This is a genomic window from Streptosporangium sp. H13245 (assembly GCF_055690525.1).
Window position 1 is genome coordinate 147,954 of the sequence record NZ_JBSZKT010000009.1, and the last position, 13,526, is coordinate 161,479.

Annotated in this window: 14 protein-coding genes; 11 read left to right on the forward strand and 3 right to left on the reverse strand. The window is 70.1% G+C overall.

What is annotated here, in order from left to right; all coding sequences use genetic code 11:
* The first annotated feature begins 139 nt into the window (after positions 1-139).
* From ACW9TB_RS17540 to ACW9TB_RS17560, 5 genes are all read left to right on the forward strand, one after another.
* On the forward strand, positions 140-478 hold the full coding sequence (locus tag ACW9TB_RS17540; RefSeq protein ID WP_344750334.1) for an STAS domain-containing protein: 339 nt from the start codon (positions 140-142) through the stop codon (positions 476-478).
* 65 nt (positions 479-543) lie between these two features.
* Positions 544-1,317, forward strand: coding sequence for an SDR family NAD(P)-dependent oxidoreductase (locus ACW9TB_RS17545; RefSeq protein WP_472749091.1), 774 nt, complete (start codon positions 544-546; stop codon positions 1,315-1,317).
* Positions 1,318-1,328: 11 nt separating this feature from the next.
* Positions 1,329-2,093: a crotonase/enoyl-CoA hydratase family protein gene (locus ACW9TB_RS17550; RefSeq protein ID WP_472749092.1), complete on the forward strand. Its 765-nt coding sequence runs from the start codon at positions 1,329-1,331 to the stop codon at positions 2,091-2,093.
* Between the two features lie 151 nt (positions 2,094-2,244).
* Entirely contained in the window at positions 2,245-2,895 is a 651-nt protein-coding gene (locus ACW9TB_RS17555) for a rhomboid family intramembrane serine protease (protein ID WP_472749093.1), read from the forward strand.
* Between the two features lie 516 nt (positions 2,896-3,411).
* On the forward strand, positions 3,412-3,819 hold the full coding sequence (locus ACW9TB_RS17560) for a BlaI/MecI/CopY family transcriptional regulator (RefSeq protein ID WP_472749094.1): 408 nt from the start codon (positions 3,412-3,414) through the stop codon (positions 3,817-3,819).
* Between the two features lie 116 nt (positions 3,820-3,935).
* On the opposite strand, the gene serC is transcribed toward ACW9TB_RS17560, so the two are convergent.
* Together serC and ACW9TB_RS17570 are read right to left on the reverse strand one after the other, a co-directional pair.
* A complete protein-coding gene (gene serC, locus ACW9TB_RS17565; protein WP_472749095.1) occupies positions 3,936-5,045 on the reverse strand; it encodes a phosphoserine transaminase in 1,110 nt (369 codons plus the stop codon).
* Between the two features lie 234 nt (positions 5,046-5,279).
* The gene (locus ACW9TB_RS17570) at positions 5,280-6,386 is read right to left on the reverse strand and encodes a citrate synthase 2 (protein ID WP_472749096.1); all 1,107 of its coding nucleotides are present in this window, start codon (positions 6,384-6,386) and stop codon (positions 5,280-5,282) included.
* 196 nt (positions 6,387-6,582) lie between these two features.
* Here ACW9TB_RS17570 and pdxH point away from each other — a divergent pair, with 196 nt between their 5' ends.
* The 5 genes from pdxH (at position 6,583) to ACW9TB_RS17595 (ending at position 12,544) form a co-directional block, all read left to right on the forward strand.
* Positions 6,583-7,209, forward strand: coding sequence for a pyridoxamine 5'-phosphate oxidase (pdxH, locus tag ACW9TB_RS17575; RefSeq protein ID WP_472749097.1), 627 nt, complete (start codon positions 6,583-6,585; stop codon positions 7,207-7,209).
* 56 nt (positions 7,210-7,265) lie between these two features.
* Positions 7,266-8,513: an MFS transporter gene (locus ACW9TB_RS17580; RefSeq protein WP_472749098.1), complete on the forward strand. Its 1,248-nt coding sequence runs from the start codon at positions 7,266-7,268 to the stop codon at positions 8,511-8,513.
* A gap of 159 nt (positions 8,514-8,672) precedes the next feature.
* Complete coding sequence (locus tag ACW9TB_RS17585; protein WP_472749099.1) at positions 8,673-9,377, forward strand: metal-dependent transcriptional regulator; 705 nt, start codon at positions 8,673-8,675, stop codon at positions 9,375-9,377.
* Positions 9,378-9,494: 117 nt separating this feature from the next.
* Positions 9,495-11,717 carry an ATP-binding SpoIIE family protein phosphatase gene (locus ACW9TB_RS17590; RefSeq protein WP_472749100.1) on the forward strand — a complete coding sequence of 741 codons (2,223 nt, stop codon included), beginning with the start codon at positions 9,495-9,497 and terminating at the stop codon, positions 11,715-11,717.
* A gap of 53 nt (positions 11,718-11,770) precedes the next feature.
* Positions 11,771-12,544 carry an alpha/beta fold hydrolase gene (locus ACW9TB_RS17595; RefSeq protein WP_472749101.1) on the forward strand — a complete coding sequence of 258 codons (774 nt, stop codon included), beginning with the start codon at positions 11,771-11,773 and terminating at the stop codon, positions 12,542-12,544.
* A gap of 60 nt (positions 12,545-12,604) precedes the next feature.
* On the opposite strand, the gene ACW9TB_RS17600 is transcribed toward ACW9TB_RS17595, so the two are convergent.
* On the reverse strand, positions 12,605-12,766 hold the full coding sequence (locus ACW9TB_RS17600; protein WP_329089849.1) for a hypothetical protein: 162 nt from the start codon (positions 12,764-12,766) through the stop codon (positions 12,605-12,607).
* Between the two features lie 350 nt (positions 12,767-13,116).
* Between ACW9TB_RS17600 and ACW9TB_RS17605 the strand changes: the two genes are divergently transcribed.
* Complete coding sequence (locus tag ACW9TB_RS17605) at positions 13,117-13,410, forward strand: hypothetical protein (protein WP_472749102.1); 294 nt, start codon at positions 13,117-13,119, stop codon at positions 13,408-13,410.
* The last annotated feature ends 116 nt before the right edge of the window (positions 13,411-13,526 follow it).

Here is a 13,526-nt window from a genome sequence, read left to right on the forward strand (position 1 = left end):
TCCTGGACCCCCGCCTCCGGGCGCTGAGACGGGCTCCGGGACGGGCTTGGCACGAACTTGCTGTGAACAATCGCGCATGACCTCGCGCGGAGTGACGGCAAAGTAAAGTGGGTCTGCCCTTCGGGCGCGAGGAGGACTGATGAAGCTACGGCTGGCTCGCCGCGCCGTCGGGGACGCCGTGGTGGTGGCTGTCGAGGGTGAGCTCGACCTGTTCACCGCTCCCTTCCTGCGAGACGAGGTCCGCGACGCGATCAAGCTGGACGGCGCGCGGCTGGTCCTCGATCTCACCGCCCTGTCCTTCATGGACTCCAGCGGCCTTTCCGTGCTGATCGAGGCGTGGCGGCTGGCCACGAGCGAGGGCGGCGGGGTCTCCCTGGCGGCGCCCCAGGCGCCGGTGGCCAGGATCCTCCGCACGACGGGGCTCGACCGGCGGATCAAGGTCTATCCCGACGTGAGCAGCGCCGTCGGGGAGATCTAGCGTCGGCGAGGTTTTTACCCCACCCCGAGTAGAACTTCATTCGGTCCGCGCGTTACAGTCCGCTCATGGACCTGAACGGAGCAGCAGCAATCATCTCGGGCGGCGCCAGCGGCCTCGGCGAGGCCACGGCCCGTGACCTCGCCGCGCACGGCGCCACCGTCGTCATCGCCGACCTCAACGAGGAGCGCGGCAAGTCACTGGCCGACGAGCTCGGCGGCGTCTTCGCCAAGGCCGACGTGTCGGACGAGGATCAGGTGCAGGCGGCCGTGGACGCGGCCGTGGCGACCGGCAGGCCGCTGCGCGTCGTGGTGAACAGCGCGGGCATCGGCTGGGCCAGCCGGACCGTGGGCCGTGACGGCTCGCCCCACGACCTGGCCTCGTACCGCAAGGTCATCGAGGTCAACCTGATCGGCACCTTCAACCTCATGCGCGTCGGCGCCGCCGCGATCGCGAAGACGGAGCCGGTCGACGAGGACGGTCAGCGGGGCGTGGTGATCAACACCGCCTCGGTGGCGGCGCTGGAGGGACAGACCGGTCAGGTCGCCTACTCGGCCTCCAAGGGCGGCATCGTCGGCATGACCGTCCCGGCCGCCCGCGACCTCGCCGCCATCGGCGTGCGCGTCAACACCATCTGCCCCGGCATCATCGACACCCCGATCTACGGTTTCTCGGACAACGCCGCGGAGTTCAAGGCCAAGCTCGTGGCCCCGGTGGTCTTCCCCAAGCGCATGGGACTGGCCTCCGAGTTCGCGCACCTGGTCCGCTCGCTGATCGAGAACGACTACATGAACGCCGAGACGATCCGTTTCGACGGCGGCATCCGCTTCCAGCCCAAGTAGGGAGTCACCCGGTGTCTGACGAGGTTCTGGTCGACGTCGACGGCGGCGTGGCCGTCATCACGATCAACCGCCCCAAGGCCAGGAACGCCGTCAACGGCGCGGTCGCCCGGGGTGTCGCCGCCGCGCTGGACGAGCTGGAGGAGCGTAAGGACGTGGCGGCCTACGTCCTCACCGGCGCGGGCGGCACGTTCTGTTCCGGCATGGACCTGAAGGGGTTCCTGACCGGGGACTTCCCGGTCGTCGAGGGCAGGGGGTTCGGCGGTGTCGCCGAGGCGCCGCCGAAGAAGCCGCTCATCGCCGCCGTCGAGGGCTACGCCCTGGCCGGAGGCTGCGAGCTGGCGCTGGCCTGCGACATCATCATCGCCTCCGAGAACGCCGTGTTCGGGCTCCCCGAGCCCAAGCGGGGGCTGGTCGCGGGGGCGGGCGGCGTGATGCGGCTGCCTCGGCGCATCCCGTACCACATCGCCATGGAGATCGCCCTGACCGGCGACCACTTCCCCGCCTCCCGGCTGTACGAGCTCGGCCTGGTCAACCACGTCACGCCCGCGGGCGAGGCGCTGGCCACGGCCGTCGAGCTCGCGAAGCGGATCGCGGCCAACGCCCCGCTGGCGCTCGCCGCGACCAAGCGTGTGATCGTCGAGTCGGCGGACTGGAACCGCGACGAGATGTTCACGAGGCAGGGAGAGATCATCAGCCCGGTGTTCGCCTCCAAGGACGCCATGGAGGGGGCGGCGGCCTTCGCCGAGAAGCGCGCCCCCCAATGGAAGGGCGAGTAGCCCCCGGGGTCGGAGAGAACTCGCGCGCCGGGTGTGATCCCACGGGTCGCGCCCGGCGCGTTCCCGGCAATGAGTGCGTACGGTAAAGGTGTGGACAAGTGCGGCGAGGGCACTTGATATTCACGCCGACGCTCCAAGGCCAGGAGAGTGCATGAACGACCACGCGACCGGGATGACCCCCACCGGCCGATCCTCCGGCGATCTTCTGAAGCGCAGGGCGGGAAATCTGGCCGCGGGCGCGCTGGGCGCCGCGATCATCAACGTTCTCATGGTCGGCGTCATGTGGGTGATCGAGGTCGCCGACTACGTCCTGCCGGGAGAGTTCGACGTCTACGGCATCCGGGCCTGGGATCCCGAGGGGCTGGGCGGCATCTTCCTCGCCCCCTTCCTGCACGCCGGATTCGGTCACCTGATGGCCAACTCGCTGCCCTTGCTGATCCTCGGCTTCCTCGCCGCGCTGCGCGGGATCGGCAGGTTCCTGGCGGCCAGCCTGATCATCGTCCTGGTCAGCGGCCTGGGCGTCTGGTTCACCAGCTCGCCGACGGCCATCACGGTCGGCGCCAGCGGCCTGGTCTTCGGCTACTTCGGCTTCGTCGTCGCCCGGGGCCTGTTCGACCGCCGGGCCCTCGACATCGTGATCGGCGTCGGCGTGGCGATCGCCTACTACTCGATCATCTGGGGCGTGCTTCCCGGCGAGGCGGGCATCTCCTGGCAGGGCCACCTGTTCGGCCTGGTCGGCGGCGTCATCGCGGCCTGGGTGGTGCGCCGCAGGCGCCGCCGGGCCGTCGCCCCCGCCTACTGAGCCGCGAGACCCCGGGGCCTCGCCCGCCGAACGTCACCCGCTAAGCCGAGTTCGCCCGTAATTCCGCGTGTCGAGCCGGACCCGCCGGGCTCCGCCGCTTGCCGGTACGGCGTCTCTCCCGCCCGCCGGAGGCGGGTCGTCGGGCTTCGCCCGGAGATTAGGTGCTGTACGGGGCTGTGAGCGCTATATGGCGCTTCGTGGCGTCTTGGGAATCCTCGGCGTCGCGCCGGGTGGCTCGTCGTCCCCAGGGGCGAATCAGGCCGATCCGGGGTGCCGTCCATCGGACGCGGGGACGGCCGGGCCCGGCGTCGGCGGGCTCTCGCCGAGCCGTATTCCGGGGGAGTTTCTTCCAGCACGATGCAACAGAAGATTCTGCCGGAATTCCTTAGCTATGGATGCATCGGTTGATTTAAGTGACAATGTGACAAAATTTCATGTGTGAACCTGCCTGGCTGCGTGCCCGTACATGTTCCAGGGCCATCACAGCCGGGCGCGACCCTCGAAAGGTGGCCGCGGGTGAACCTGGGATCCCTGGAACGCGCGATCATGGACGTGCTGTGGGGCTGTAAGCAGCCACTGCTGGTCCGCCAGGTGCAGGACATGCTGAATCAGGACGCCGAACGGAGCCTGGCGTACACCACGGTGCAGACCGTCGCCGAGCGCCTCGTCAGGAAGGGCCTGCTGGAGAGGGCACCCGTACGCAACGCCTTTCGCTACACCGCCAGCCGCTCGCGGGACGAGCACGTGGCCGGGCTGATGCTCGCGGCCCTGGAGGGGAGCCCCGACCGGGCTCCGGTGCTCTCGCGGTTCGCGGAGGGGGTGGACCCCGACGACGCCCTGCGCCTGCTGCACGAGCTGGCACGGCGTGCCGGGGAACGGGCGCACACCCCGGAGACGAGCGGGACCCCGAGCCCGCTGCCCTAGGTTCCCGCCCGGGAGCCGGGAGTCCGGCTTCCGGGACGGGACCGGGGAGCACCGGGGAGCACGGTCGTCGTCGCCGGTCCGGCGAGAACGGGTCCGGGCTCCCGGGGAGCGCGGGACTACAGGCGCTCGACGACGTAGTCGACGCAGGTGGTCAGGGCCTCGACGTCGTCGGGGTCGATGGAGGGGAACATCGCGACCCGCAGCTGGTTGCGGCCGAGCTTGCGGTAGGGCTCGGTGTCGACGATGCCGTTGGCCCGCAGGACCTTGGCGATCGCGGAGGCGTCGACGCCGTCGGAGAAGTCGATCGTGCCGACCACGTTGGAGCGGAACTCCGGAGCCGCGAACGGCGTGGTGTAGGAGGTCTTCTCCGCCCAGGTGTAGAGGCGCTGGGCCGAGTCGGCCGTGCGGGCGGTCGTCCAGGCCAGGCCGCCGTTGCCGTTCATCCACTCGATCTGCTCGGCGAGCAGGAAGAGCGTGGCGACCGACGGGGTGTTGTACGTCTGGTCCTTGGAGGAGTTGTCGATCGCCACCGGGAGGCTGAAGAACTCGGGGACGTAGCGCCCGCTGGAGGCGATCTCGTCGACCCTGGCCAGCGCGGCCGGGGACATCAGGGAGATCCAGAGGCCGCCGTCGGAGGCGAAGCTCTTCTGCGGCGCGAAGTAGTAGACGTCGAACTCGCTCGCCTCGACGGGCAGGCCCCCGGCGCCGGAGGTGGCGTCGACCAGCACGAGCGAGCCCTCCTCGCCCACGCGCCTGATCGGCATCGCGACGCCGGTCGAGGTCTCGTTGTGGGTGAGCGCGTAGACGTCGACGCCCTCCTCCAGCCGGGCCTCGGGGTGGCTGCCGACCTCCGACTTGATCACGGTCGGGTCGCCCAGCCACGGGGCCTTGGCCGCCACGGAGGCGAACTTCGAGGAGAACTCACCGAAGTGCAGGTGCTGGGACCGCTCGCGGATCAGCCCGAAGGCGGCGATGTCCCAGAACGCGGTGGTGCCGCCGTTGCCGAGGACGACCTCGTACCCCTCCGGGAGGGAGAACAGCTCGGAGAGCCCCGCGCGAACGCGCCCGACCAGCGACTTGACCGGCTTCTGGCGGTGAGAGGTGCCCAGGACACTGGACCCGGAGGCCGCGAGAGCCGAGAGCTGCTCGGGGCGCACCTTCGAGGGCCCGCAGCCGAAACGGCCGTCGGCGGGCTTGATGTCAGAGGGAATCACGATGTCAGCCACCTGACCAGCCTACTGAGCCCGGGCGTCGATCCAGGACAGGGTCCGGATTCTGAGACGAGCCGTGGCGCGGTTTTGGGCGGGGCGGGGTGATCGCGGGAGGCCGTGCGGGGTGCCCCGGAGCACTTCAGGGCGCTTCGGGGTACTTCAGGACGCTTCTGAGCGTTTCGGGGGACCCCGGAACCGGCGACGGCTGCCGCGCGAGACGTCGCGCGACAGCCGTACGGGAGGGGGACTTCAGAGGGAGTGAACGACCTCGGTGGCTCCGGGGACGTCCTGGACCGAGCGCTGGGAGGGACCCACGTAGTCGGCGCTGGGGCGGACGAGCCTGCCCGTGCGCTTCTGCTCCAGGATGTGGGCGGCCCAGCCCGCGGTGCGGGCGCAGGTGAACATCGAGGTGAACATGGAGGAGGGCACCTTGGCGAAGTCCAGGATGACCGCCGCCCAGTACTCGACGTTGGTGGCGAGCACCCGGTCGGGCTTGCGGGCGTGCAGCTCTTCCAGCGCGGCCTTCTCCAGCGCCGCGGCGACCTCGTAACGCGGTGCGTCGAGCTCCTTGGCGGTACGGCGGAGCACGCGTGCCCGGGGGTCCTCGGCACGGTAGACGCGGTGACCGAAGCCCATGAGGCGCTGCCCCTTGTCGAGCTCCGACTGGACGTACTTCCTGGCGTCGCCGAGCTGCTCGACGCCCTCGATCATGTGCAGCACGCGCGCGGGCGCGCCGCCGTGGAGCGGCCCGGACATGGCGCCGACCGCACCGCTCAGCGCCGCGGCGACGTCGGCTCCGGTGGAGGCGATGACCCTGGCGGTGAAGGTGGAGGCGTTCATGCCGTGCTCGGCGGCGGACGTCCAGTAGGCGTCGATGGCCTTGACGTGCTTGGGGTCGGGCTCGCCCTGCCAGCGGATCATGAACCGCTCGACGATGCTCCCGCCCTTGTCGACCTCGCTCTGGGGGACCATCGGCTTCCCCAGGCCGCGCGAGGACTGCGCGACGAAACTCAGGGCGGTCACACTGGCCTGGGCCAGGTCGGCGCGGGCCTGCGCGTCGTCGATGTCGTGCAGCGGCCTGAAGCCGTACGCGGGGGCCAGCATGGCCAGCGCGCTCTGCACGTCGACGCGGATGTCACCGGAATGGACAGGAATGGGGTAGGGCTCGGCCGGGGCCAGGCCCGGCTGGAACTTGTTGTCGACGAGCAGGCCCCACACGTGTCCGAAAGAGACGCGGCCGACCAGCTCTTCAATGTCGACGCCCCGGTAACGAAGGGCGCCCCCTTCTTTGTCCGGTTCCGCGATCTCCGTCTCGAAAGCTACAACGCCTTCGAGCCCGGGTTTGAAGTCGGACATTCTCGGCTGCCTCCCTTTCTTGAAGTCAAAGCCTTGATGTCGAGATACCGGCGGGTCATATTCAACCCCCTGGGCCGAGGCGGTGTGCCGCCGGACCCGCCGGAACGCGATCGCCCCAGGTGGGGGGCGCCGCGCGGGCTTCCTGCTCGGCACGCGAGAATACCTTCCCGTGGACGCCACATCGCGACCGCCTTCGATGGCGGGCCTTCGTCGCACGTACCAGGGACTGCCCCTGATCGAGGCAGACCTCGCATCCGACCCCTTCTCACAGTTCGCCCTCTGGTTCGGCGACGCCGTGGACGCCGGGCTTCCCGAGCCGAACGCGACCGTCCTGGCCACCGCCTCGGCGGGCGGGCGGCCGACGGCCAGGACCGTTCTCCTCAAGGGCTACGACGAGAACGGGTTCGTCTTCTACACCAACTACGAGTCGCGCAAGGGCCGGGACCTCGCGGAGAACCCGCGGGCCGCCCTGCTGTTCCCCTGGCACTCCATCCGCCGCCAGGTGCGGGTGGAGGGCAGGGTGGTGCGGTTGCCGCGCGAGGAGTCGGCCGCCTACTTCAGGTCCCGGCCCTACGGGTCGCGGATCGGCGCGTGGGCGTCGCGGCAGTCGGCGGTCGTGCACTCCAGGGACGAGCTGGACGCCCGCTACGAGGAGCTGGCCGAGCGCTGGCCGGAGGATCCGCCGATCCCCGACTTCTGGGGCGGGCTGCGCGTGGTGCCGTCCGAGGTGGAGTTCTGGCAGGGGCGCACCGACCGCATGCATGACCGCCTCCGTTACCGGCGCTCCGGCGCCACCTGGGTCGTCGAACGTCTGGCTCCCTGACACCCTGCCCCCTCTTTACTGATATATCCATGTATGTCAGGTAGAGAGGTAACAGGGTGGGTTTCGGGGATTTCGTCCGTAGGCACGCGGCTGACGCGCGCCCGCTCGCCATACCCGCCTACCGGCGGCTCTGGGCCGGTCAGGGCGTGTCGTTCATCGGCTTCCAGCTCACCTCGGTGGCCGTCAGCGCCCAGATCTACGACATCACGAAATCATCCTTCTGGGTCGGCATGCTCGGCCCGGCCAACCTGATCCCCCTGATCGTCTTCGGGCTCTGGGGAGGCGCGATCGCCGACGCGGTCGACCGGCGCAGGCTCCTGCTGGTCGGCGCGCTGATCGCCTGGGCGGGGACGCTCGCGCTCCTCGTCCAGGCGGCCCTGGGCTCGACGAGCGTCGGCCTGCTGCTGGCCACCGTGGCCGTACACGCCACCGGATTCGCCATCACCGGGCCGACCAGGGGCGCGATCATCCCCAGGCTGGTCCCCGCCGACCTGATCCCCGCGGCCAACACGCTCAACTTCCTGGTGGGCGGCCTCGGCACCGTCATCGGGCCCCTGCTCGGCGGGGTCGTGCTCGCCCAGAGCGGCTTCGCCGCCGCCTACCTGATCGACGCGCTGCTGTTCGGCGCCGGTTTCTACGCCGCGGTGCGGCTGCCGAGGCTCGACCCGGTCGGCGAGGTGACCCGCCCGGGGCTGCGGTCGGTCGTGGACGGCCTGCGCTACGTCTCCGGGCACCCGGTCGTGCTGATGTCGTTCGTCGTCGACCTGATCGCGATGGCGTTCGCGCTGCCCAGGGCGCTGTTCCCGGAGATCGTGGACGAACGCTTCGGCGGCTCCCTGGTCGCGTTCGGCTGGCTGTCGGCCAGCATCGCCATCGGCTCGGTGCTCGGCGGCCTGCTGTCGGGCTGGGTGGGCCGGGTCCGGCGCCAGGGGCTGGCGCTCACGTACGTGATCGCCGCGTGGGGGCTCACCGTCGCCGCGGCCGGGCTCGCCGACCAGTTGTGGCTGATGGTCGCGCTGCTCGCGTTCGGCGGGGCCGCCGACCTGGTCTCCGCGGTGTGGCGGCAGACGATCCTGCAGACCCACGCGCCCGACGACATGCGCGGGAGGATGCAGGGGGTCTTCATGGTGGTGGTCGCGGGAGGTCCCCGGCTGGGGGATCTGCGGGCCGGGGGCACCGCCTCGTGGTTCGGCGCCACCTGGGCCTGGGTGGGCGGCGGCGTCGCCTGCGCGGTGGCCGTGGTCGCGGTGGGGCTGGCCGTCCCGGCCTTCAGAAAATATCGCCCTCTCGCGCGTAGCGTTTGAGCAGCTAGGGAAGGATTTGGCGCCCTCCGGCGTTGCCGTCCTTTGTCATCGTGGGCTGTTCTCCCAATAGGGTCGTCTTCTCAGACTTCAGAGGTCCCGCGTCGCCCTCCCGGGAACACCGCGCGATGGACGTAGCATCGAGAGAGGACGGGAGGAACCTTGACCGCACACGGCCTGATCGACACGACGGAGATGTACCTTCGTACGATCTTCGAACTGGAGGAGGAGGGCATCGTCCCTCTGCGCGCGCGCATCGCCGAGCGCCTCCAGCAGAGCGGTCCCACCGTCAGCCAGACGGTCGCCCGGATGGAGCGCGACGGCCTGGTCCGCGTCGAGGGTGACCGCCACCTGACCATGACCGACCTGGGACGCACGCTCGCGACCCGCGTCATGCGCAAGCACCGCCTCGCCGAGTGCCTGCTCACCCAGGTGATCGGCCTGCCCTGGGAAGAGGTGCACATCGAGGCGTGCCGCTGGGAGCACGTCATGTCCGAGTCCGTGGAGGCCAGGCTCGTCAGCCTGCTCAACAATCCCACGGAGGATCCGCACGGCAATCCGATCCCCGGTCTTGAGGAACTCGGCGTCATCGGCCTCTCCGCCGGGAAACTGGAGTCGCTGCCGTCGATGGCCGCGATGGCCGGACCCAGAGATATACCCGTTGTCGTGCGCCGAATTAGCGAACAAGTGCAAAGCGATCCGGCTGTGATGCTTAAACTCAAGCAAGTTGGGATACAACCCGGACGCGAGGTGACGCTCGCGGCGAGCGACGACGGTGTGCGGGTGACAGGTGACGACGAGGCCGACAATTTTCTTGCGGATCTTCCGCGGGAGATTGCCGCGCACGTTTTCGTCTCCACACGCTGACCGAGGCCCCTTAGCTCGGTTGGATCCCGTTCGGGAGTCCCTCCGCTCCCAGGCCGAGACTGCAGGAGCAACCGTGGTTCGCTTTGCACACACCCGCCCACGAGGGGCGGTCACCGGATGAAGCGGTGGGGGGATGTTTCCCAGGACGCCGCTGATCACCTTACGGCCGGTTCCGTCCTGGATCACGCCGAGATGGCGGTGGTGGTCACCGACAGGTTCAGCAACCTTCTCTACTGGAACCCTTTCGCGGAAAGGCTGTTCGGGCGCCCCGGCACCTCGGGGCCCCGTGACCAGTCCCTCTCCCTGGGCATCATGGAGAAGGATCACCCGCTCGCCGTCGAGCTCTCCAAGCACGTCCTCAAGGGCGGCGTCTGGGAGGGCACGTTCGACGTCAGGCGCGGGGACGGGACGATCATCTACGTACGGGCGCAGGCCGTGCCGCTGCGGCATCCCTCGGGAGCGGTGACGGGCATCGTCATCACCGCCCGCGAGGCGATGCGCAGCAACGAGCGGGAGAAGGACCGCTTCGGCCTGCTGGAGCGGATCGGCGAGCGCCTCGCCGGGTCGCTCTACGTCGAGGAGACGCTCAAGCGCGTCGCCGAGATGCTCGTCCCGCAGTTCGCCGACCACTGCTTCATCGAGCTGATGGAGGAGGGGCGGCTCACCCGCAGGGTCTCCACCCACGTCCAGGGCTGGAGCCCGCCGCCCAACACCTGGGCGCCGCTCGGGGCGGAGATCCGCTACCCGGTGGGGCACTACGCCGAGATCGCGCTGCGCCGTCAGGAGACGATCCTCGTCGAGGACTTCTCCCAGACCAACTATCCCAGCCCGGGTGAGGCCAACACCCGCCTCGCCGCCGAGATCGGCATGACCTCGGCCATCGTCGCGCCGCTGTGCGTGCGCGGCGAGACCCTTGGGCTGATGTACCTGGGGCTGTCCAACCTGACCGACCGGCGCAGCCCGCACTACGACGCCTTCGACCGCGACTTCGTGGGGGCCATCGCCACCAGGGTCGCCCTCGCCGTCGACAACGCCCTGCTGTTCGAGGAGGAGCGGCACACCGCGGAGTCCTTCCAGAAGCACCTGCTGCCCCGCGCGCTGCCGCAGCTCGACGGGCTGGAGATCGCGGTCCGCTACTTCCCGGCCGCGCCCCTGGCCAGCCACGGCCAGGGCATCCAGACCCAGGTCGGCGGCGACTGGTACGACGTCATCCCGCTGTCGGCGGGCCGGGTCGGCATCGTCATCGGCGACGTCGAGGGCAGGGGCGCCAAGGCCGCGGCGGTGATGGGGCAGCTGCGGGCGGCCCTGCGGGCCTTCGCCCAGGACGACAAACCGCCCGCGGAGATCCTCGCCAGGCTCGACGAGTGGACGCGCATCATCGCCACCCCCGAGCAGGACGAGAGCGGCACCGACATCAGCGTCCCGCCCATCGTCACCTGCCAGTACCTGGTGTACGACGCCTGGTCGCGGCAGCTGTCGTTCGCCAACGCCGGTCACGCCCCTCCGCTGCTGCTGATCGGCAACACCTGCACCGAGCTGGACATCCGCGAGGTCGGCCAGCCGCTGGGGGTGCGGGCCAAGGGCATGCACGCCGACCTCGTCTACAAGGAGGAGACGCGGACGCTGCCCCCCGGGGCCGCGCTGCTCCTCTACACCGACGGGCTCGTCGACCGCCGCCCCATCCGCGACGCCGACGGCAGGCCGCCCAACGTCGAGGAGACGCTGGCGCAGCTCTGCGGCAAGCTCATCGAGATCAGTGACGCCTCCGTCGAGCGCATCGCCGACGCCGCCACCGTCGCGGTGCCCGGTGAGATCGACGACGACATGGCCATCCTCGTGCTCAGGTCCGCCTCCGAGGACCTGGCCGTCGAGGAGCGCACCTTCCCCGCCCAGCCGATCATGGTCGGGGAGGCGCGGCGGATGGCCTCGGAGGCGTTCGTCGGCTGGAACGTCCCCGAGGAGCGGGCCGAGCTCGCCTGCCTGCTGGTCTCCGAGGTCGTCACCAACGTCGTGCTGCACGCCGCCAGCGCCAGCATCCCGCGCAGGGAGCTGACGATGGACGGCCCTCCGCTGTTCGACGAGTCCTGGGACGTCCCCGGCTTCGAGGACGAGATCGTCAACGAGAAGGAGTTCACGCTCAGGCTTCGCCGGGGCGGGGAGTCCGTCTGGGTCGAGGTCTTCGACCAGGATCTCCGGCTGCCGCGCATCCGCAGCGCGGGGGAGAACGACGAGGGCGGACGGGGTCTCTACCTCGTCGACCAGCTCGCCAAGCGCTGGGGTTCCCGCCCGACCAAGGAGGGCAAGGCCGTCTGGTTCGAGATCCCCACCAGGTCGCGCTGAGTCACACCCGGCGGAGCTGGAACACGTCCCCGATCGGTGGTTGACTCGGGGGCATGGAGCTGGCGTTCGAACGGCGCGGGACAGGTCCTCCCCTGGTCCTGCTGCACGGGATCGGGCATCACTGGCAGGCATGGCTGCCAGTGCTTGACCGGCTCGCCGCCGAACGGGACGTGATCGCCGTCGACTTTCCCGGTTTCGGTGTCTCGCCGCCGCTGCCGTCCGGTACGCCGTACACGGCGGAGAGCCTGACGGACGCGATCGGGGCGTTCTTCGCGGTGCTCGGCCTGCGCGACCCTCACGTGGCGGGCAGCTCCCTGGGCGGTTACGTCGCCCTCGAACTCGCCTCGCGCGGGGTGGTCCGCTCGGCCACCGCGCTCTCTCCCGCCGGTTTCTGGAACCGCAGCGAGCTCGCGTACGCGCGAGCCGTCCTCCGCGCCACCAGGGCCTCCGCCCGCCGCCTTCCTCCCGGACGGGTCGCCGCCCTCGCCGAAGACCCGCTGGGCCGTGCCCTCTGCGCCGGTGTCATGGTCGCCCGGCCGGGAAACCTCCCTCCCGAGGTGCTGCTCGCCGCCCTCCAGGCGCTCGGGGACGCCTCCGGTTTCGACGAGACCCTCGCCTCGTTCGCGGGGCTGATGCCTCCCGCGCCGCCGAAGGCGCCGGTCACGATCGCCTGGGGTGAGCACGACCGGCTGCTCCCGCGACGGCAGGCCATCCGCGCGGCCAGATGGTCGGGGCAGCGGGTGAAGCTGCTCAAGGGCTGCGGGCACCTGCCGATGACCGACGACCCCGAGCTGGTCGCGAGCGTGCTGCTGGAGGCGTCCCGGTAGGCGGGGTGGCGTACGGCTTCTCGGGGGGCTTTCTCCGGGGTTTTTGGTTTTTGGGGCCTGTCAGCGGACGGTCTGTCCCCAGATGGCGAGCATCGCGATGACGAACACGACCATGACGCCGACGTACGCGACCGGGCCGAGCCGGAAGGCGCGGCGCACCCGGTTCAGGCCCCAGGCGAACAGGAACGCCAGGAAGATCAGCAGAATCAGTCCGCTGTCCATCGTCACCACCTCGGGGGAGTCTCCGCTGACCAGTATGCGTCGGCTGGGCCGCCCGTGCGGCTGGTAAAGGCATTCTCCAACCCATGGGATCGTTACCTTTCGTGAACAGGACATCGAAGGTAACGCGTGCCCTGCTGGTGGCAGCTCTGGCCGCAGGTCTCTCCGCATGTTCGGGCGGGAGCGGTACGCCCGGGGCGACCGCCACGGCCACCGTCACGGTGACGGCCTCCGCGACCCCGTCCCCCGTGGCCTCCGCCACACCCTCCCCATCCCCTTCCCCATCCCCGTCTCCTACGGCCTCCCCGTCCGCGTCGCCGGACATCGACGCCCTCGCCTCGGCGTCGCCGACCGTGAGCATTCCCGGGAGCCGGGACGTCGACGCCACGATAATCGGGCAGATCGCCCTGCGCGGGGTGGACGGGATCACCGTGACCTCCGAGAGCGACCGGGAGGTGAAGGCCCTCCTGCTGCCGTACACGGTCGTGCGCGACGCGCGGGGGCTGGTCTGCGAGGAGGGGACGGCCCCGTACAGCTGCTCGGTGGAGCAGTTGCAGGCGGCGATCAAGAAGAGCGGCGTCCTCATCGCCAAGGTGACGATCAGGGACGGGGTGGCCGTCCAGGTCGAGGACATCACCGAGAAGTGACGGCCCCGGCCTGGCGGCCTCGGTTCGGGGTCCCGGGTTCGGCGGTTTCGATGGGACGGTCGCGGGGAGTCGCTGTTTCGCGGTGGTGCGGGCGGCGGTTCCCCGTGAGGTGTCCC